The 19,215-nt window shown below is 68.0% G+C and carries 20 protein-coding genes and 2 pseudogenes; 10 read left to right on the plus strand and 12 right to left on the minus strand.

All coding sequences use genetic code 11. From position 1 onward, the window contains the following. Positions 1-74 precede the first annotated feature (74 nt). From fliE to RGU41_RS08295, 10 genes and pseudogenes are all read right to left on the minus strand, one after another. The gene (gene fliE / locus RGU41_RS08250) at positions 75-395 is read right to left on the minus strand and encodes a flagellar hook-basal body complex protein FliE (RefSeq protein WP_134448951.1); all 321 of its coding nucleotides are present in this window, start codon (positions 393-395) and stop codon (positions 75-77) included. Then, a complete protein-coding gene (locus RGU41_RS08255) occupies positions 395-787 on the minus strand; it encodes a flagellar basal body rod protein FlgC (RefSeq protein WP_134561248.1) in 393 nt (130 codons plus the stop codon). The genes fliE and RGU41_RS08255 overlap by 1 nt, the downstream gene beginning before the upstream one ends. Continuing rightward, positions 787-1,128, minus strand: a complete 342-nt coding sequence (locus tag RGU41_RS08260; protein ID WP_322135980.1) for a flagellar basal body rod protein FlgB — start codon at positions 1,126-1,128, stop codon at positions 787-789. The genes RGU41_RS08255 and RGU41_RS08260 overlap by 1 nt, the downstream gene beginning before the upstream one ends. Before the next feature lie 182 nt (positions 1,129-1,310). Continuing rightward, a complete protein-coding gene (locus tag RGU41_RS08265; protein ID WP_322135981.1) occupies positions 1,311-2,978 on the minus strand; it encodes an HNH endonuclease signature motif containing protein in 1,668 nt (555 codons plus the stop codon). A gap of 109 nt (positions 2,979-3,087) precedes the next feature. Next, entirely contained in the window at positions 3,088-3,291 is a 204-nt protein-coding gene (locus tag RGU41_RS08270) for a hypothetical protein (protein WP_322135982.1), read from the minus strand. A gap of 114 nt (positions 3,292-3,405) precedes the next feature. Beyond that, complete coding sequence (fliS, locus tag RGU41_RS08275; RefSeq protein ID WP_322135983.1) at positions 3,406-3,855, minus strand: flagellar export chaperone FliS; 450 nt, start codon at positions 3,853-3,855, stop codon at positions 3,406-3,408. Beyond that, a complete protein-coding gene (gene fliD, locus RGU41_RS08280) occupies positions 3,852-5,243 on the minus strand; it encodes a flagellar filament capping protein FliD (protein ID WP_322135984.1) in 1,392 nt (463 codons plus the stop codon). Before fliD ends, fliS begins: the two co-directional genes overlap by 4 nt. A 159-nt stretch (positions 5,244-5,402) precedes the next feature. Beyond that, positions 5,403-6,542, minus strand: coding sequence for a flagellin (locus tag RGU41_RS08285; RefSeq protein WP_134561251.1), 1,140 nt, complete (start codon positions 6,540-6,542; stop codon positions 5,403-5,405). 85 nt (positions 6,543-6,627) lie between these two features. Further along, a complete protein-coding gene (locus RGU41_RS08290; protein ID WP_322135985.1) occupies positions 6,628-7,065 on the minus strand; it encodes a sigma factor-like helix-turn-helix DNA-binding protein in 438 nt (145 codons plus the stop codon). 323 nt (positions 7,066-7,388) lie between these two features. Next, positions 7,389-7,568 (minus strand): annotated as a pseudogene (locus RGU41_RS08295) (flagellar biosynthesis protein FliA); the annotation flags it as partial. Between the two features lie 439 nt (positions 7,569-8,007). Here RGU41_RS08295 and RGU41_RS08300 point away from each other — a divergent pair. The 10 genes and pseudogenes from RGU41_RS08300 (at position 8,008) to RGU41_RS08345 (ending at position 17,165) form a co-directional block, all read left to right on the plus strand. Then, complete coding sequence (locus tag RGU41_RS08300) at positions 8,008-8,493, plus strand: flagellar protein FlgN (protein ID WP_322135986.1); 486 nt, start codon at positions 8,008-8,010, stop codon at positions 8,491-8,493. Between the two features lie 10 nt (positions 8,494-8,503). After that, complete coding sequence (flgK, locus tag RGU41_RS08305; RefSeq protein ID WP_322135987.1) at positions 8,504-10,036, plus strand: flagellar hook-associated protein FlgK; 1,533 nt, start codon at positions 8,504-8,506, stop codon at positions 10,034-10,036. A 2-nt stretch (positions 10,037-10,038) separates the two neighbouring features. Then, positions 10,039-10,992 (plus strand): flagellar hook-associated protein FlgL, encoded by a 954-nt coding sequence (gene flgL, locus RGU41_RS08310; RefSeq protein ID WP_134561253.1) that lies wholly within the window; start codon positions 10,039-10,041, stop codon positions 10,990-10,992. Next, on the plus strand, positions 10,989-11,375 hold the full coding sequence (locus tag RGU41_RS08315) for a flagellar assembly protein FliW (RefSeq protein WP_134448940.1): 387 nt from the start codon (positions 10,989-10,991) through the stop codon (positions 11,373-11,375). The genes flgL and RGU41_RS08315 overlap by 4 nt, the downstream gene beginning before the upstream one ends. Before the next feature lie 180 nt (positions 11,376-11,555). Continuing rightward, positions 11,556-11,732 carry a hypothetical protein gene (locus RGU41_RS08320; protein WP_322135988.1) on the plus strand — a complete coding sequence of 59 codons (177 nt, stop codon included), beginning with the start codon at positions 11,556-11,558 and terminating at the stop codon, positions 11,730-11,732. Next, positions 11,719-12,369 carry a cytochrome b N-terminal domain-containing protein gene (locus tag RGU41_RS08325; protein ID WP_322135989.1) on the plus strand — a complete coding sequence of 217 codons (651 nt, stop codon included), beginning with the start codon at positions 11,719-11,721 and terminating at the stop codon, positions 12,367-12,369. Before RGU41_RS08320 ends, RGU41_RS08325 begins: the two co-directional genes overlap by 14 nt. A 28-nt stretch (positions 12,370-12,397) precedes the next feature. Beyond that, entirely contained in the window at positions 12,398-13,363 is a 966-nt protein-coding gene (locus RGU41_RS08330; RefSeq protein WP_322135990.1) for a hypothetical protein, read from the plus strand. A 94-nt stretch (positions 13,364-13,457) separates the two neighbouring features. Beyond that, positions 13,458-14,427: pseudogene (locus RGU41_RS08335) on the plus strand (acetylxylan esterase). A gap of 907 nt (positions 14,428-15,334) precedes the next feature. After that, positions 15,335-15,880: a hypothetical protein gene (locus RGU41_RS08340; protein WP_322135991.1), complete on the plus strand. Its 546-nt coding sequence runs from the start codon at positions 15,335-15,337 to the stop codon at positions 15,878-15,880. 340 nt (positions 15,881-16,220) lie between these two features. After that, a complete protein-coding gene (locus tag RGU41_RS08345) occupies positions 16,221-17,165 on the plus strand; it encodes an N-acetylglucosamine kinase (RefSeq protein ID WP_134448935.1) in 945 nt (314 codons plus the stop codon). 177 nt (positions 17,166-17,342) lie between these two features. Here the strand turns inward: RGU41_RS08345 and sufU are convergent, their stop codons facing one another. Next, positions 17,343-17,900: a Fe-S cluster assembly sulfur transfer protein SufU gene (gene sufU, locus RGU41_RS08350; RefSeq protein WP_322135992.1), complete on the minus strand. Its 558-nt coding sequence runs from the start codon at positions 17,898-17,900 to the stop codon at positions 17,343-17,345. Continuing rightward, the gene (locus RGU41_RS08355; RefSeq protein ID WP_134561257.1) at positions 17,897-19,213 is read right to left on the minus strand and encodes a SufS family cysteine desulfurase; all 1,317 of its coding nucleotides are present in this window, start codon (positions 19,211-19,213) and stop codon (positions 17,897-17,899) included. Before RGU41_RS08355 ends, sufU begins: the two co-directional genes overlap by 4 nt. Positions 19,214-19,215: the final 2 nt, after the last annotated feature.

The raw sequence follows: 19,215 nt of genomic DNA on the forward strand, positions 1-19,215 counted from the left end.
CGTGCGCTGCGCGATGGTGAACTCACGGATGTTCTGTCCGAGTCGCTGGAAGAAGGAACTGATCTGGCGGGGCATCAGGCCTGCATCCTCATGATCTCGTTGAAGGCGTCGACGCCCTTGTTACGCACGGCGGCGACGAGTTCGAGGCTCACCTGTGCGCGGGTCGCGGCGATGGTGGCGCTCGCGATGTCGTTGAGGTTGCCGGTGACGGCGGCGACAGCCTGGGTGTTCGCGGTCGACTGCAGCTGCTGCAGGTTGTCGACGGCGCCGGCCATGGCGGTTCCGAAGCCCGAGCCGTCTGTGGCCGTGGTGGCCTGGCTGGATTGCGTGGCCTGCACGCTCTGGGTGGCCTGGCTGGCCTGGAGCGCGAGCGCCCCGATGGATGCGATGGTCATCAGGCACGGCCGATCTGAAGTGCTGCTTCGTAGGTTGTCTTGGCGCGGTCGACGACGGCCGCGTTCGCCTGGTAGCCGCGCTGGGCCATGATCAGGTCGCCCATCTGCTCGCCGAGGTCGATGTCGGGGCGGCGCACGTAGCCGGCGGCGTCGGCGAGCGGGTTGGTCGGGTCGGAGACGAGGATGCCGGTCGCCGAGCCCTGTGCGGTGCCCGCGACCTCGACGCCGTTCACGCCCGCGCCGGCCTGCGCCACGATGTAGCGGGCCTGGAAGGCATTGCCGCTCGTGGGGGTGACGGTGTTGACGTTCGCGATGTTGTCGGCGATCGCGTCGAGCCACTTGCGGTGCAGGGTGAGGCCGGAGCCGGCGATTCCGATCGCGTCGAGGCTCATCAGGCGGTCTTCATCGCGGCGCGCACGGCGCTGAACGGCATGTTCATTGCCTGGGCGGCGAACTGGTACCGGAGAACGGTGGACGTGTTCGCGAGCGTCTCGGTATCGAGGTTGACGTTGTTGCCGTTGACGTTGGTGGGTTCGAGGGAATCTGTCGTCGTCGCGGTCGTGCTGCCGCTGCCGTTCGCCACGGACTTGGCCAGGGCGGACTCGAACGCGACCTGCTTGGCGTGGTAGTTCGGCGTGTTGACGTTGGCGATATTGCTCGCGATGGTGCTCTGTCGCAGGGACAGTGCGGCCAGTGCGCTCGTGAGAGCGGTGGAGGTCACGGATTCAAGCACGGTTACCCGATTCGTCGTCAGATGTACTGAACGGCCGATCCGTGGCCTGGTGCGAGCAATCCGTGCTCGTCTCTAGCTATCGGCCCGGTTCGGGCCCGCGTTAGGTCTTCTTTCCACGAGTCAGGCGCTTGGCTCGAAAGGGGGTGCAGCGGCCGTTTCGGCCCGCCGACCGCCCGCTCCCGTCAGTCGTCGTCGCGAAGGATCTCGCTCTTGCTCGTGAGGAGGATGGGCCTCTGCTCGGGGTCGAGACCGGGTGGCGGAGTGAGCCAGTAGCGGCCCGTGTCGTCGCGTGCGATGCGCCAGTGTTCGTTGTGGAGCCGCAGGTGGTCGGCCCTGCAGAGAAGGATGCCCTGGTCGAGGTTGGTCTGTCCGGTGTCGTCTTTCCAGTGTTGGATGTGGTGGGTTTCGGTCCAGGAGGGTGGTCGGTCGCAGCCGGGCCACATGCAGCCGCCGTCGCGAATGGCGAGGGCCACCCTTTGGGAGGGGCTGAAGGTGCGTTGCTCCCGGCCGAGGTCGACGCCGCTGCCGTGGTCGTCGAAGGTGACATCGAGGAGCCCGCTGTCGCACCGGTTCCGTTCCACCGTCTCGGCCGAGACCGTCACCGCGGTCCCCTCGATGACGCCGGGCTGGAGCGCGGGTGCCGCGGTTTCGGGGTTCGCCGCAGCGTGGGCTGTGGGTGACGGGGCCTCGGCTGGCGCGGCATCGGTGGGTGTGGTTCCCGTGGGCGCGAAACCGGTGGGTGTGGTGCTCCTGGGGCGGATGGTGATCATGCGGACGGCGGGGCTGCGGCTTCCGGCGATGCGCTTGGGGTCGGCTTTGACGCCGAGTTTGGTCAGGGCGAGGAATGCGTCCGCGGTGAGCTGTTCGGTGGTGCGCGGGTCGTCCTGCACGCGCTTCGCCCACGCTGCCTGCTCCTTGTCCACAAAGCGGACCCCGCCCCGGCGGGGGCTGGTAATGGCGTCGTAGGTACTCATCAGGTATTCGCCGTCTTCCGGGGCGAACAACCCGACCATGCGCACCTGCCCGGTGTGGAGCCGCCAGAACCGCAACGACCGGTCGTCGTAGACGGCCTTCTCCCGGGCGGCAATGCCGGCCTCATCGAGCACGTCCCGCACCCGCCGGGCCCGCTTGAACAACTGGTCAGCGTTCACCGCGCGCGCCTCGGCGAGGAGCCGGGCCAGAGCAGTGGCGAGTTTCTCCGGGGTGATCGCCCGGTCCAGGTCGCCGAGCCCCTTCCGGAGCGAGTCTGCCTTCTCGACGCTCAGCCAGCCCTCGCGCAGGGCCCGGCCGATCGGCGCGTGCCAGGGCGGCACCGCGGCCGCAGGTACTGGCGGGTCGACCGGCGGCAGGCCCGGGGCCGCGCCGTCGAGGGGTGGGACGCCGTCGAGGAACGGAGTCTCGTCGAGCAACTTCTGAGCCTCGGCGGCTTCCCGGGCGGCCTTCTCAGCGGCGTCGGCCTCGGCGAGCAGCCGGCCGACCGCGAAGAGTTTGCTCACGTCACCTTTGCTCGACCCGGACAAGTTCTGCAGCAGATCTTCTGGGGTCCGGAACCCCTGCCGGGCCGCAAGGCCTTGGCCGCCGAGTTCGGGCCGGGACCGCCGGGCGAGTGTCGCGGCGAACCACGCCGCCTGGGTGTCGAGTGCCCGCCGGGCTCCCGAAATCAATGCGTGCCCTTCGAGCACCGCGTCATCGCTCAACGTGTCGACAGCGGCAGACGAGCCACCGAGCCCGGTGACGATATGAGCCATCGACCGCAACCCGCCGAGCACGCCTCTCTGCACCGGGTCGCCCTGCACCCGGTCGCCATGCGGCTGATCGAGTGAAGCGGGCGGCTGGGGAAGATCGGTCATGCCCCCACGTTACGACGGACCGCCGACATTCTTTCAGCATGGCTCAGGCTTGTGGAAACTCCCTCTGATCAGGCACCTGTTGAGGAGAAGCCTCGCTCAACGAGTCCGATCAGCCGGTGACGTCAAGATAGACGGACGCGTTGGCGCGCTGGGCGGTGAGGATGGTGCGCACGGCGGACAGGTGTGCTCCGGCGGAGCGCCGCGCATCCTCGATCTCGCGGATCAACTCGAGCTGGCCGGCGATGAGCAACCGGGCACGCTCCTCGAGCTGCACGGGAAGCTGCCCCAGGTGCTCAGGCGCGCGCCACTGCACGCCGGTCGAGAACCGCTCCCCTCGATCGCGAGCACCGCATTGCGCGTGCCGCTGCCGAGGCTGCGCTCGAGCTCGTCGAGCACGCGCAGCCACTCCTCATACGATCCCGACGGCCTAGGCATAACCGAGCTCTCCTCCGACCCGGGCAGCCATCGGCTGCGCGGGAAGCTGCTCGGCGGCTTCGTGCCAGGTCTGACGCAGCGGCTCGAGCAGTCCGATGCACTCCACCGTGCGGTTGACGTCCCGGTGCACGTTGGCACTCATGAGTGCGTTCTGCACGTACACGTAGATCGCGAACAGGCCTTCGGCGCCGTCCCAGGCCTCGACGTTGAGGGAGGACGACAGTTCGGAGACGATCGCCTGGGCGTGCAGCAGGTTCTCCGAGGCGACCTGCCAGTCCTGGTTGAGCTGCGCGGCCTGGGCGCGGTTGAGATCCAGGAGAAGACGGTCGTACAGCATCGTCAGGAGCCGCGCAGGCGTCGCGGACAGGATCGATTCGCGGTTGAACTGTGCGCGGCGGGCCTGCGCGTTGCTCCCCATCATGCTCATAATTGCCATCATCATCCAGCGCTCGTAGTAGTAGTGGTTGGGATCGCAGCGACCTGGGCCGTGAGCCAGCTCGACTGCGCTTTGAGAGCGGCGAGGGAGACCTCGAGCGCCGTGTAGGTGGCCTGCAGGGTGGAGCGTCGCGTGGCCAGGCTGACGTCCCACGCGTCGATCCGGGTGCTCATGTTCTTCACAGAGGACTGCTGCCCGGTGATCTCGCTCGTGAGCGCACCGGTGTACTTGTCCGACACTGCGGTCGCCGCAGCGGCGACCCGGGTCGCGATCTCCTGCACGGCGGCCTTGACCGTCGTCGGGTCGGCGGCGAGGGCTGTCGCGAACTTCGCCGCGTCGAACTCCATCGTGCCGGTCTTCGTGATGCTGATGCCATACTCCGACGGCGAGTGCCCGTTGATCGGGGCGGATGCCGCGGTGAGCAGCTTCTGGCTCACGTCACGAACCCCGCTGTCCCCGGTGAAAACGCCCGGCGACATGACGGCGGCACCGGAGGCGTTCGTGCTGTTCGTCACGACGGCTTGGGTGGAGATGAGGGCGAAGATCCCGTTGAGCGAGCTCACGAGGCCGGAGGCGAGCGAGCTGATCGCGGCGTCGTCGCGAGCGACCTTGATCGTCGCGGCCGTGGTCGAAACTGCGGAGACCGTGATCGCGACCCCGGGAAGTAGATCGGCGAAGGTGTTGGTCGACGAGGTGATCTTCTGCTCGGCCGTGGTGCCGGCCCAGAGCGTGAGGCTCGCGTCCTGTGCGGCAGTCGTGATGGCGGCACCGGTCTGGGTGAGCACGTTTGTGGCGGTGTTGGCCGTGACCTCTGCCTTGGTCCCCTGGTAGACCGTGAATGCGCCAGCGAGTCCCGAGCCCGTGGCGGTGAACTGGAGGCGGTACTGCGCGGCCCCGCTCGCGTCCACGCCCGACGCGACCTTAGTCGCGGTGACGCCGGCACCGGCCGCATTGACCGCAGTGACGACATCGTCAAGGGACGTGGATGCCGGGGTGATTTCGGTGCTGACGCCGTTCACGACGACGGTGAGTGCCGCGGGGCTGGCCGGCCAAACGGTCAGGGCGGCGGAGACGCCGACCTGGGTCTTGGCGAGGGCGCCGACGACAACGTCGATCTGGCCCGCACTGGCCCCGGTCGAAATGGCCGTGGTCACGCTCGTGGAACTGCTCGTAGCGGCGTAGAGGTCGGTGGCCGCCGGCTTCGAAGCCGTGGTCGCGAGGGTCGCGAGGGCTGCGACCTGGCCGTTGAGGCCCTGGAGTGCGGTGATGAGCTTTTGAGAGGTGGCGACGGATGCCTTGAGGAGCGTCTGGGGACGAGCCTCGACGGTCATCAGGGAGTTGATCAGGGTCGTGGTGTCCAGGCCGCTGATGAGCCCGTCGATCGCGTTCGTCATGCCTCCACCTCCTTAGGTGTGAAACTCTGTGCTGCTGGTCGTGCTGCGGGTGGAACGTGGAATGGCCGGCGGCGTTCGAGGGATGAGGTCCAGTTCATCTCCCGCGCGCCGCCGGCCATAGTTCACCGGTCGGTTGCCCGACTGCCTGGGCTATCCGATTTACTGGAGGAGCTTGAGCACGCCCTGGTTGCCCTGGTTCGCCTGAGCGAGCATGGCGGTACCGGCCTGCACCAGGATGCTGGAGCGGGTGTACTTGACCATTTCAGCGGCCATGTCGGTGTCGCGGATGCGGGATCCGGCAGCGGTCAGGTTCTCGGTCGAGACGGCAAGCGTCTTGACGACGCTCTCGAACCGGTTCTGAACCGCACCGAGGTCGGCACGAGCGGTCGACACCTTGGTGAGCTGAGCGTCGACAACCTTGATTGCCGCCGCAGCGCCAGCAGCGGTGCTGAAGTCCAGGCCACCCGAAGCAGCAAGTCCACCGGCACCCGCGGTCAGCCCGGCGGAAGGGTTCGCGACGGCCACCGCTCCACCGTTCAATGCCTTGACGTTGAGCTTGCCTGCGGTGTCGACGGTAGCAATCAAGCTGCCGGAGAAGGATGTGTCCTTGTTGAGTGCATCGGCCACTTCCTGCGCAGTACCACCGCCGGTCGACAGCGCCGCCGTCGCGATCGTCGAGACCGACTTGTCCGGGTTCGTGACGACGAAGGACTGCACGACGTCGTTGGTGCCGGCTGCGCCGACCGTGTAGGACGAACCAACGTTCGTCGCACCGATCGCAGTTGCGATGGTGTTGACGTTCGCACCCGTCAGGTCGACCTTGATCTGGCTGCTGGCATCGGAGTTGGCGCCGACCTGGAAGCTCAGTGCCTTGCTCGATCCGTCCAGCAGCTGGGTGCCGTTGAAGTTCGTCGAGTCACCGATACGCGTCAGTTCCTTGGTCAGCGCAGTGACCTCGGTCGTGATCGCGGTGCGGGAGTCCTTGTTGTTCGAGTCGTTACCGGCCTGGACGGCGAGGTCACGAACGCGCTGCAGAATCGACTGCACCTCGCTCAAGGAACCTTCAGCCGTCTGCACGACCGAGATGCCGTCCTGGGCGTTGCGGCTGGCGACCGTGAGGCCACCGACCTGGGACTTGAGTGCCTCGGAGACCGTGAGGCCGGCCGCGTCGTCCGATGCGCGGTTGATGCGAAGACCACTGGAAAGCTTCTCGAGCGACTTGGACATGTCGTTCTGTGTAGCGGTCAGGTTGCGGTAGGTGTTGTTCGCCGCGATGTTGGTGTTGATCTGCATACCCATGATGTATTCCTCCGTGAGTGGGTGTCGGTGCGTCTACCCATCCATGGGCTGACACTGAGATCTATCGGCCTTGGCCGATCGTGCGTTAGCCGTTGAGCGAGAAAGATTCCCGGGCCGGGTAGGCGCCGTGGCCGCCGAAGGATCCCGCAGCGGTGGCGTACTTCGCTGCGGCGATCGCGGCGGTCCGCGAGGGCACCGGCAAGCTGATCGGCTGCGTGAGGGGAAGGTCGGTCGCGACGGCGGGCATCCGCTCTTGGACAATGCCGAGCATCGCGTGATCGGCGAGCCTGGCCAGGTAGGCGCTGCGGCGGGCCGGCGCCACGCGGGACTCCGGCACGTAGTCGGCTTCATCGTCGGCGTAGTGGGTGCCGAGGCCGTCGCGCAGCAGGCGGATGGCCTCCGCGCGCTGCTGGGACACGGCCGAGTGGGTGATGCCCAGGTCTGCGGCGATGTCCTTGACCGGGCGGTCGTCGAAGTAGACCTGCTCGATGATCTCGCGCATCTTGGGCGGGAGCGCGAGCACGGCCGCGCGCAGGTAAGCGAGGCGCTCGGCGGAAAGCAGCGACTCCCCGGCAGCACGGTGCTCGCCGGGATGTACTCGGCAGTGGTGTCGTCGAGGGCGATCACGGTGCGCTCGCTGTCGGCGAGGCCTGCAGCCGCGGTCTCACGGTCGACGCCGAGTGCGGCGGCGATCTCGTCGACGCTCGCGGCACGGCCGAGGGCGGCGGCGAGGGTTTCCTGAACGGCGCGGGTTTCCTTGATGCGTCGACGGGCGGTGCGGGTGGCCCAGTCGTTGGAGCGCATCTCGTCGGCGAATGCCCCGATGATGCGACGACGGGCGAATGCGCCGAAGGGAACCCCGAGGTCGGGGTTGAAAGCATCCGCGCTCGTGACGAGCGCGAGCGCGCCCGCAGACGCGAGATCATCGCGTGAGAGGTGACGAGCCTTGGCCCAGACCTCGGAAACCAGGTATCCGACGAGGGGCAGGTTGTCGGTGACCAACCGATTGCGCTCTGTGCGATTCACGTCGCAGCCCCCTTGTGTTTCACGAACGGATGTTGAGCGAGAGACCTCTGGCAGGGCCAGGATTACTTCGCTTCGTACCGGGTGAGCACTGGGACAAATTCACTGATCGGACAGGGGTTCGGGGCCCCTTTAACACAAAGTATTTTGTCCGCGTGTCAAACATACAATCAGCCGCCCCTGAGACGGGCCGTGCGGCACCCCCACTCTGGGGGGCTACTACCCCCCAACCGGGAAACGCTTACCTGCTCGGACACGCCCTGCCACCCCCACTTTTGGGAAAGCGTTGTCCTCATTTAGGTGGACATTCCCAGCCGCCACCTGCCAGTCTGGGCACACGGATCGCTTACGTGCGGCAAAACCCTGCCGATAGTGCCATCTGAAGCCAGAGTCGACGCGGTCGTGCGTCCCTCGGCCCGACCGGAATCGTGTGGAGGAAATCGTGGGCGCCAATGAACTCTCGGCCCTCCTGTGGCGCGAGCGGGAGCTCCTCGAACTGCTCGTCTTCAAGCTCGACGAAGAACAGCTCCTCCTGACGAACGGCAAGACCCGCTGGCTCCAGCAGGGCACCCGCGAGGTCGAGCAAGTGCTCGGCCACGTGCAGGAAGCCGGTCTCGCCCGCAGCGTCGAGGTTGCCGCCATGTCCGCAGAGTGGGGAACGAACGAAGACGCCACGCTCCGCGAACTCGTCACCCACGCCCCCGTCGGTCCCTGGACCGAGATCATGACGGCGCACCTCAAGGCCCTCGGCGAGCTCGCCTCCCAGATCAAGGAACTCCGCGACGCCAACGAACACCTGCTCCGCTCGGCCGCACGCTCCAGCCAGGAGACGCTCGCCGATATCCGTGTGAACACGAACACCTACGACGCCCGCGGCACAGCGGATGCGTCCACCCCGCCCGCCCGCCTCTTCGACCAGTCGTTCTAACGGGAACCCCATGAGCACATTCGGCGGACTCAACACCGCATACACCGGCCTCGTCGCCGCCCGCCAGGGCCTCGACGTCGTCGGCCAGAACATCGCCAACGCCGGCACCGAGGGGTACACCCGCCAGCGCGTGACGACCTCGTCAGTGGATGCCGTGACGCGCGTCGATCTCTTCTCCTCCGGAGTCGGCGCCGGCCAGGGCGTCTCGGTGACCGGCATCGCCCGCCTCGGCAGCGCGAGCCTCGACGCGCAGGTGCGCGCTTCGGCCGCGGCCGCGGGCTTCTCGGCGGTGCGCGCCAACTCGTTCTCCGCGGTGGAGGCCGCCACCAACGAGCCGGGCACGAGCGGGCTGTCTGCGACCCTCTCCAAGTTCTGGGCCGGCTGGCAGGACGTCTCCAACAGCGTCGGCGACGCGGCCCCGGCCGGCGTCGTGCTGAGCCAGGCCAACGCCGTGGCCGGCCAGATCGCGTCCAACTACCAGGCCGTCGCGACCGAGTGGTCCTCCCAGCGTTCGAGCGTCACTTCGATGGTCTCCGAGGTGAATGCCGCGGCCACGCAGGTCGCCGGACTCAACTCCCAGATCCGGATGACGGTCGCGGCGGGCGGCTCCGCCAACGAACTCCTCGACAAGCGCAGCGCGCTCACCACGACCATCGCCGCCCTCACCGGCGGCGTCGTCTCCGAACAGACCGACGGCACGGTCAGCATCTTCGTCGGCGGGAACGCCCTTGTCAGCGGCGATCAGGCCCAGAGCCTGACGGCCGTCGGAGCCACCTCGATGACGGGAACCGGAGCCAATACCGGAACGGCCGGCACCGTGCAGGTCGTCTGGACCAGGGATCTCGGCAAGACCCCGCCGACGGCCGTCTCGGTCGACGGCGGCGAACTCGCCGGAGCGCTCTCGCTGCTCGGCCCGGCGACCATCGACGCGAACGGCCAGGGAACCGGATCGACCCTCGCCGACGTCGCGGCCACCTACAACGCCTTCGCGACGTCACTCGCCACGAGCGTCAACGCCGTCTTCAACCCCACGTCGACTCCCGGCGGGAATTTCTTCACAGTCTCGACCACCGGGGCAGCTGCCCTCGGCCTGAGCGTCCTGCCGAAGACGGCAACCGACCTCTCGGCGGCGCTGACCGCAGCCGGGGCCGCGGTAACCGCCGCTGCAGCCGCAACCGGATCCACCACCGTGACCTCGGCCGGCACGATCGCCGACGCCGTCTCGCAGTTGGGCGCGGGCAAGGCCACCGCCATCGACCCCGCGACGAACCTCCCCTTCACCTCACCGAGCGCGGACTGGTCCAATGTCGTGACCCGCCTCGCGGTGACCACGAAGTCCGAGCTCCAGGGCGCGTCCCTGGCCGACATCACGTCGACCGCAGCGGTCAAGGCCCAGCTGTCCAACGCATCCGTCGACCTCGACGAAGAGAACGTGAGCCTTCTGATGTTCCAGCACGCGTACCAGGGCGCCGCCCGCGTCATGACCGCCGTCGACGAGATGCTCGACGTGCTCATCAACAAGACCGGATTGGTGGGCCGCTGATAATGATCTCCCGTGTCACCACCCAGACCCAGATTCGCGCCGCACAGACCAGCCTGCAGAGCAACCTCGCGAGGCTCACCCAACTGCAGGAGCAGGCCTCCTCGCTCACGACGCTGAAGAACCCCTCAGACGACCCGGCGCGCGCCGCGGATTCGCTCGCGGTGCGCGCCCAGCAGACCGCGGTCGCCCAGTACACCCGCAACGTCGACAATGGCACCGGCTGGCTGACGACAGCGGATGCCGCGCTCTCCGCCACCACGAACATCATGAACCAGGTGCGCGACCTGACCGTGCAGGGCGGCAACGGCTCGCTCTCGCAGACCGCGAAGAGCGCCCTCGCCACGCAGCTGCAGGGGCTCAAGCAGGACCTGCTCACCCAGGCGAACACCCAGTACCTCGGTCGCAGCGTCTTCGCCGGAACCTCGGACGAGGCCGTGGCCTTCAAGACGACCGCGGCGATCCCGGCGAACGGGGCGACCCCGGCGATTCCGGCGACGGTGACCTACACGGGCACCTCTGGTTCGACCGTCGAGCGCCGCGTCGCCGCGGACTCGACCGTCCGCGTCGATTCCAACGGATCGAAGATCTACGGGCCCGACACGAATTCGGTATTCACTCTCATCGACAACATCAGCTACGCCCTCGACCCCACGACCGGAACCGCCGGGGCGACCCCGACGGCGACCGCGAGCGACTACCTCGCGACCGTCGACACCCGACTGACCACGGTCATCGCCGCGCAGTCGGACAACGGCGTACGACAGGCGCAGATCGAGAGCGCCGGCGCCGGCCTCGTCACCAAGGCCGGAACGCTCGAGGCCCAACGATCCGGGATCGAAGACGTGGACCTCGCCCAGGCCGCCCTTGATCTCAAACTCCAGGAGGTCAGCTACCAGGCTGCACTCTCCGTGACCGCGAAGGTATTGCAGCACACCCTGATGGACTTCCTCCAGTGAGCGCCTCCCTGACATTCGTCTCCCCACCGCCCGGCCTCGCGCCGCTGACCGAGTTCGATCTCACCGAGATCGCCGGAGCCGACGGCCTGTACACGTTGCAGTCCGCCGAGGACCGGCATACCCGGCTCTTCGTGCTCGACGCCTCGATCTATCTGCCGGACTACTCCCCCGTCATCACCGACGAGCACGCCAGCTCCCTCGACCTTGCCGGCGCCGATGAGGCTCTCGTGCTCGTCGTGACCAACCCGCGCGAAGGCGGGACGACCGTCAACCTGATGGCGCCGATCGTCGTGAACTCGACGACCGGCCGCTGCGCCCAGATCATCCTCGAGGGACAGGACTGGTCCCTCCGCGCCGAGCTCGGCGCCGCGTCGGCGGCCTGAGCACACAGTACGGGCGTGCGCGCTCCGTCCTCAGGTGCGCGTTCCTGAACGGAGTCTCAGGGCATTTCCGCGACCAATGATGAGCGATTCCGGCCGAACGGGAATAGCGTGAGGTCCATCGGGGCATAGCCGCTCGGATTCACCCAACGGCTGGCCGATATCCCGAGCAATGGAGCCGTAATGCATCCGCTCATCAGCTATTTTGCAGCCCAGGACAGTCCGGGCATCTATCTCGGCTTTGGTGCCTTCCAGATCCAGCTCGGCAACCTCATCGTGATCCTCGTGATGATCCTGCTGTTCGGCTGGCCCTCTTCCTGCCGTTCCCGAGCGGGAAGAAACGGCCATGAGCATCCGTGAGGAACGGAAGACCGAACCGGTCGAGGAGTACTACACCTGGACAGGGAAGGCCAGGGGCTGGCTGCTGAAGCACCTGCCCGCCGACAAGCTACTGCCGCAGGACCAACCGAGCTACGTCGCATCCTGGATCTACGTCTTCGGAATGGGCGCGATCGTCTCGCTCGTCTTCATCGTGGTCTCCGGCGTCGTGCTGAGCCTGAACGGCCCGGCCTGGTACCACGTCTCCGACTTCGGACACTTCGTGAACAGCGTGCACCTCTGGAGCGTCGAGCTCTTCTTCATGACGATGGTCGTGCATCTCTGGGGCAAGTACTGGATGGCCGCCTGGCGCGGTGGGCGCACCCTCACCTGGATCACCGGGATGGGCGCCTTCCTCGTCTCGATCGTCGCGGCGTTCACCGGATACCTGCTGCAGACCAACTTCGACTCCCAGTGGATCGCCTTCGAGGGCAAGGATGCGCTCAACGCCTCCGGCATCGGCGCGTGGTTCAACGTGGCCAACCTCGGCCAGATCTTCGGGTTCCACATCGTATTGCTTCCCCTCGCCGTCGGAGCCGTCGTCGCGCTGCACGTGATCCTGGTGCGGATGCACGGGGTCGTCCCCCGATCGACGCGGCGGAAACCGACGCCCAGCTGAGCGGCACGGACCGGACGGAGGCGACCCGATGAGCGCCTCGACGATGTCCCGTTCCGACCGGGATGGCCTCGCCCGCCGCCCGTGGCGCGGAACCGTGCGCGAGTACGACCTCTTCAAGGAACTCACGGTCGCCCTCGTCGTCGTCGGGCTCGTGATCGTCGGTCTCTCGGCGATCGTCGGCTCGCCCGACGAACCGAGCGTGACCCTCAAGTCCTGGGCCCAGGCCCAGCCCGCCGACTTCGTGGCCACCGCGACCGCCGAGCTCGGCGGCACGAGCGAGACCGCCGGTTACGGCCCGCCGTACAACACCACCGCCGACGCGACCCAGACCATCGGGGCATTCGACCTGCAGAGCTTCTCCGGCGTGCAGCTGCCGATCGATACGGCCCAGGACCTCGTGATCACCCCGCTGACGACCCTCAACGCTCCGCCGAGCGCCGCTCTCGACGCGTGGAACGCCGGGAGTGACACCGAGAAGGCCGACTGGACCGCCGCATACACGGATGCCCTCACGAACGCCCCCGATGGCGACCCGGCCCAGGTCGCCACCGGCGACTACGGCCCGGTGCCGGTCCTGACGGATGCGCTCCTCACAATGGCAAGCCAGGGCGCCCTCGACGGCGTGCTGAACGCCCAGGAGTCGTTCTACAACTCCGACTACACCCGCACGATCCTGTTCCTCGGCGACGGAGCCTACTTCGGTGACCTCGCGACCGCGGCGCATCTCACCGGCGACCAGTGGGGCATGATGAACGAGACCGGGAACACCCCCGGTCAGTCGTGGCTGTGGCTGTTCTCCTTCTGGTACCAGATCGAGCCGTTCGCCTCCGCCCCCAACGCCGACCTGCTCGTCGTGCTCCTGATGCTCGTGCTGAGTGTGCTGCTGACGCTCGTGCCCTTCATCCCTGGCCTGCGGGACATCCCGCGGTGGATTCCGATCCACCGCCTGATCTGGCGGGATTATTACAAGAAGCGGGCAGCGGGCCGGAGTTGAGCGGAGTGCGCCAACACTAGGCTGGGGACGAGATCGATCGTCGCCGAGGTGTCTGCGCGGCCGGTCGCATCCGTGCCTCACCGAAAGGCTCTCTGTGTCCCGCTACGACCTCAGCCTGCCCGAGCTCCGCGACTACCGGCCGGTCGTCGCTGAGCCGGACGACTTCGACGAATTCTGGGAGGACACCCTCGCGGACGCCCGCCGTTTTCCCGACGAACCGCACTTGACCCGGGTCGACTCCCCGCTCAGCCAGGTCGAGGTCTACGACATGACCTTCAACGGTTTCGCGGGACAGCCCGTGCGCGCCTGGTTCCTGGTGCCGGCGGGCACGACCGGCCCGCTGCCGGCCGTCGTCGAGTACAACGGCTACGGCGGAGGCCGCGGACTCCCGCACGAGAACCTCGCGTGGGTGACGGCCGGCTATGCCTACCTGTTCATGGACACGCGGGGCCAGGGCAGCGTCTGGGGCTCCGGCGGCGAGACACCCGACCCGAACGGCACCGGGCCGTCCGCCCCCGGGTTCGTGACCCGCGGGATCGAGCGGCCGCACGACTACTACTACCGCCGGGTCTTCACGGATGCCGCGCGCGCGATCGACGCCGTGCGCACGATCGACCGGGTCGACCCGACCCGCGTTGCGGTGTGCGGCGGCAGCCAGGGCGGCGGCATCGCGCTCGCGGCCGCTGGCCTCAGCGAGGGGCTCATCGGGGTCATGCCCGAGGTGCCGTTCCTCTGCCACTTCGAGCGGGCCGTCGAGATCACCGACGGGGACCCGTACCAGGAGATCGTGCGGTACCTCTCGGTGCACCGCGACCTCGTCGAGCAAACCTTCACGACTCTTTCCTACTTCGACGGCGTGAACTTCGCCAAGCGCGCGACCGCTCCCGCCCTCTTCTCCGTCGCCCTGATGGACCCGGTCTGCCCGCCGTCGACGGTCTTCGCCGCCCTCAACCACTACGCGGGCGAGGCGGACATCGAAGGTCTACCCGTTCAACCAGCACGAGGGCGGATCCGGGCACCACTGGCTGCGGCAGGCCGCCTGGCTCGAGGAGCGCATCCTCTAAGCACGCGTCTGCTTGCCCTGTGGATAACTCGAGCGGGATGTCCCCAAGTGTTCTAACGTGACCGCATGCGGATCCGCGCGAGGTACCGACTGGCGACGACGACCCTGTGCGCCGCCGTGTCCGTAGCCGGTCTGATCGCCCTGTCCGGGTGCGCGTCGTCGCCGGCGCCGTTCGCGAGCCCGTCCGCGTCTCCGACAGCGGATGCAGCCGCTTTCGCCTCAGAGGCCGACGCCCTTGAGGCCGCGCGAACCGCCTACGCCGCATATCTGGCGCTGTCGACAACGGTCGGTCACGAGGGTGGGAAGTCGCCTGAGCGTATGGCTGCTGTCCTAACCGGCGAAGCGCTCTCGGCCGAGATTAAGTCGCTTCAAGACCTGGCGGCTCGGGGTGAGCACGGAGTTGGCGAATTTCAGTTCGATTCGCTGACCCTCCAATCAGCAGACCTGCATTCAGGCAGTGTCGTTGCGTACTTGTGCCTGGACAATTCTGGGGCTGACGTTGTCGACGCGCTGGGAACAAGCACGGTCCCATCGAGAGTTGCCGAGCGCTACCCCCTCGAAATCACATTCGCTACGGACTCCCCGCAACATCATCTAATCGTCCAGAAATCGGAATCATGGCGTGGCTCGAATTTCTGCTGATACCACTCCTATCCTCCGGTCTGGCAACCGGATTGAGCTTCAGCGCGACTGACCAATCACTTTGTTCGACTTGGGAGAGTTTCAACGGCACTTGTGAGCCCCCACCACCGGTCACTGGGGTCGTGAACGGCCGGGGCGTGGACTTGTCGACGGGGTTCGACTCGGGGTCGGGACCCGGCGGCGCTGCTTCGGGAACGGCTGGCGGCACGGGTAGTGCAAGCGGGACGGGTGGCGCGGGCGCTCCGGGCTCGACCCCGACACCGACTGTGGGGCTGCCATTCGTGCGGGACGGGTTCGCCGTCAACTGCCCGCTCTGCGACCCGAATCTCGTGGTCCGCATCAGTGATCTCGTCAATTTCCCGGCGGCAGCACCCGGCCAGGGCATGGAGCCCAACGGCTGGGCGATCACCGGGCTCCCGGCGAATTTCCTGGCCCAGGCATCCGTGCATGTGCGCACGGGCCTGTTGCTCGGGTTCGCCGCCGAGGTGCGTTTCACGCCGACACGGTTCCACTGGGACCTCGGCGACGGCGCGGCCATCGCCTCCGCGACGGGTGGCGCGAGCTGGGCCGCCCTCGGCGTGCCGGAGTTCTCGAACACCGCAACCAGCCACGTCTTCAGGTCAACGGGCCGGCACACCGTGGTGCTGTCGGTCGTGTACTCGGCTGAGTACCGCGCCGGCGGTCAGCCGTGGCGTCCGGTGCAGGGCACGCTCACGATCGCGGCGCCCCCGATCGCGGTCGTCGTCAGCACGGCCTCGACGGTCCTCGTCGGCCAGGACTGCACGGCCAACCCGTCCGGCCCCGGCTGCTGACAGCGAACTACTTGCGGCGCGCGAGCCGGATGGCGATGACGATGATGGCCACAGCGATAGCCGCCATCACCACGAAGCCGCCAACCAGAATCAACACGTGCCAGACCGTCAGGTTGTTCAACATTTCTCCCCCAGAGGCCGGCTGTTGGACCGGCGATACCAGAAGGCTAGCCGACCCCGGAGTCGCGCGCACGCCCGTCTGCGAGGTCCGGCTCCGGGACTGGCCGTGCGGGGACTGCCCTCCGGGCACGGCAACACGGAATGATAGGGACTGTGCACCGACACCCTCGCTGGTCGCACCGCAGTTTCGATTCGCCCCCACGACCAAGGACGCCCCGCGATGACCGACGTATCCCGCTCCCTCACCATTGATGCCGGCCAGACCGGCATCCGCGCCCTGCTCCGCTCGGCCGACGGACGCCACGACACGTTCGACTTCGCCGGCATTCGCACCGACCGGGCGCTGATGCCCCAGCTCGCCGATGTCGTCAAGGCCGTCGCCGCGACCGAAAGCGGGCTCTCCGACGACCTTGGCATTCGTACCCTGAGCGCCGGCATCTCCGGTTTCACGCAGTCCGACGCCGACGCCGCCGAACTCCGCCACCTTACCCACGGGCTCGGCGTGCAGGACGTCTTCCTCGCCCACGACTCGGTGACCTCGTACCTGGGCGCCCTCGGCGACACCCCCGGTGCCGTGATCGCCGTCGGCACCGGCGTCGTCACTCTGGCGGTCGGCGTGGGCGCCGTCGCCCGGGTCGACGGCTGGGGGTACCTGATCGCGGATGCCGGCAGCGGCTACTGGCTCGGACGTGCCGCCCTCGACGCGGTCATGCGCGACTACGACGGGCGCGGACAAGTGACAGCCCTCCGCGATGCCGTTCAAAAGGAATTCCCGAACCTCGAAACCCTCTACCTCGAGCTGCAGGCAGACCCCGCCCGGGTGAGCCGGATCGCGGCGTGGTCGCGCTCGGTCACCGCCCTCGCGGCAACGGATGCCGTCGCCGCTGCGATCTGCGACGCTGCGTCCGCAGAGCTCGCCCTGTCGGTGCGCACGGGACTCGAACGGGTCGGCCAGTCGGTGGTCGACGCACCCGTGATCGGCGGGCTCGGCGGAGTGCTGCGCTCACCCGAGATCGCGACCCGATTCGAGCGCGATCTCCGCCTGGTCTGGCCGGCCGCGGACATCCGCTTTCCCACGGCCAACGGTCTCGATGGCGCCGCGCTCCTGCCGAACCTGGCCGCCGACAGCGCCGTCCTCAGCCTGGTCGCGCGCTCCCGCGCCTGACCCGCGCCCCTCCCGCCCCCTCCCGCCCCGTCCCGCCGCCCGCCGCTCGCACGGCGCGCCCCAGAGACTCCGCGAGAGCGCACTTTTGGCCCTTAAGACTCGGTCTTAAGGGCCAAAATCGTACTCTCGCGGGAGAGAATCAGCCGGGATACGGCGACCCGATCGTGCCGGGCGCGGCTAGGCGAGCGGGGCCGCGGGGGCAGCGGATGCCGCGGCGACCTGCATCAGGGCGGCCTCGAACGCTACCCAGGGCAGCATCGCGCACTTGACCCTGGCCGGGTACTTGGAGACCCCGGCGAAGGCCGCGGCGTCGCCGAGCACCTCTTCGTCGGGCTCGATCGTGCCGCGCGAGCGGAGCAGCTCGCGGAAGGTCGTGACGAGTGCCTCCGCATCGGGGACGGTCAGTCCCGTCATCGTGTCCGCGAGCACGGATGCCGACGCCATCGAGATCGAGCAGCCGTCACCCCGCCAGGCGAACTGTTCGATCACGGGAGCAGGGCCGGCGGCATCCGTCACCGCGGCATCCGCTGCGGCACCAGAGCCGGCGCGGACGCCGACGCGAACGGTGATCTCGTCGCCGCAGGTCGTGTTCACTTGGTGCGACTCGGCGAGCCGCAGGCCCGGCGCACCGTTGGCGTCGAACACGCCAAACGGCTCGGACGACGCGCCGTGCCGGTACTTGGCGTGGTCGAGGATGATCTGCTGGTACAGCTGCTGCAGTTCGCTCGAACTCATGGCTTCACTCCAAAGAAGGGGGCGACCTCGTGCATGGCGGCCAGGAACTGGTCGACCTCGTCGGTCGTCGTGTAGAGGTAGGTGCTGGCGCGCGTGGACGCCGTGATGCCGAGGCGGCGGTGCAGCGGCTGGGCGCAGTGGTGGCCGACCCGCACGGCGATGCCGGCCTCGTCGAGGAACTGGCCGACGTCGTGAGCATGCACCCCGGCGACGTCGAAGGCGGCGAGGCCGATGCGGTCGATGCCGGCGGCCGGGCCGAGTACCCGAACGCCGGGGATCTCGGCGAGCCCGGCCACGAGGCGCTGGCCGAGTTCGGCCTCACGGAGGGCGATCCGGTCCATGCCGGTTTCGGTCAGGTAGTCGACCGCGGCGGCGAGGGCGATCGCCTGCGAGATGCGCTGGGTGCCTGCCTCGAAGCGCTGCGGCGGCGCGAGGAACTCGGCGTGCTCCATATCGACGGTCGTGATCATCGAACCGCCGGTCAGGAACGGCGGCAGCCCGGCGAGCAGCTCCGCCTTGCCGAAGAGCGCTCCGATGCCGGTCGGGCCGAGCATCTTGTGCCCGGAGAAGACGGCGAAGTCCACGTCGAGCGCGGCAACGTCGACCGGCAGGTGCGGAACGGTCTGGCAGGCGTCGAGCAGCACGAGGGCGCCGAAGCGGTGGGCGAGCTCGACGAGCTCGGCCACGGGATTGATCGTGCCGACGACGTTGGACGCGTGGGTGAACGCGAGCAGGCGGGTGCGCGGGCCGACGATCGTTGCCGCGGCCGCGAGGTCGAGGGTGCCATCGTCGAGAACGGGGATGAAGCGCAGGGTCGCCCCGGTGCGCAGGGCGAGCTGCTGCCACGGGATCAGGTTGGCGTGGTGTTCCATCTCGGTCACGACGATCTCGTCGCCGGCCCCGATGCGGAACCGGGCGGCATCCGGGCCGCCGAGGCCGAGTGAGGCGTTGGAGATCGCGTACGCGACGAGGTTGACTCCCTCGGTCGCGTTCGAAGTCCAGACGAGTTCGTCGGGCTGCGCGCCGATGAAGGCGGCCACGGTCTCCCTGGCGCTCTCGAAGACCTCGGTCGCCGCGAACGCGAGGGTGTGAGCGCCGCGGTGCACGGCCGCGTTGCGTTGCTCGTAGTACTCCTGCTCGGCTTCCATCACGCTGATCGGGTTCTGCGAGGTGGCCCCGGAGTCCAGATAGTTGAGCGGATGCCCGTTGATGCGCTGCTCGAGGATCGGGAAGTCGTTGCGGATGCGGGCGACCTCGTCCTCGGTCAGCGCCACGGCGGCGGCACGACGGAACGATGGGGCGGAAAGCGTCATGC

It is taken from the genome of Cryobacterium sp. 10C3, assembly GCF_034314285.1.
Taxonomy (GTDB): domain Bacteria; phylum Actinomycetota; class Actinomycetes; order Actinomycetales; family Microbacteriaceae; genus Cryobacterium; species Cryobacterium glucosi.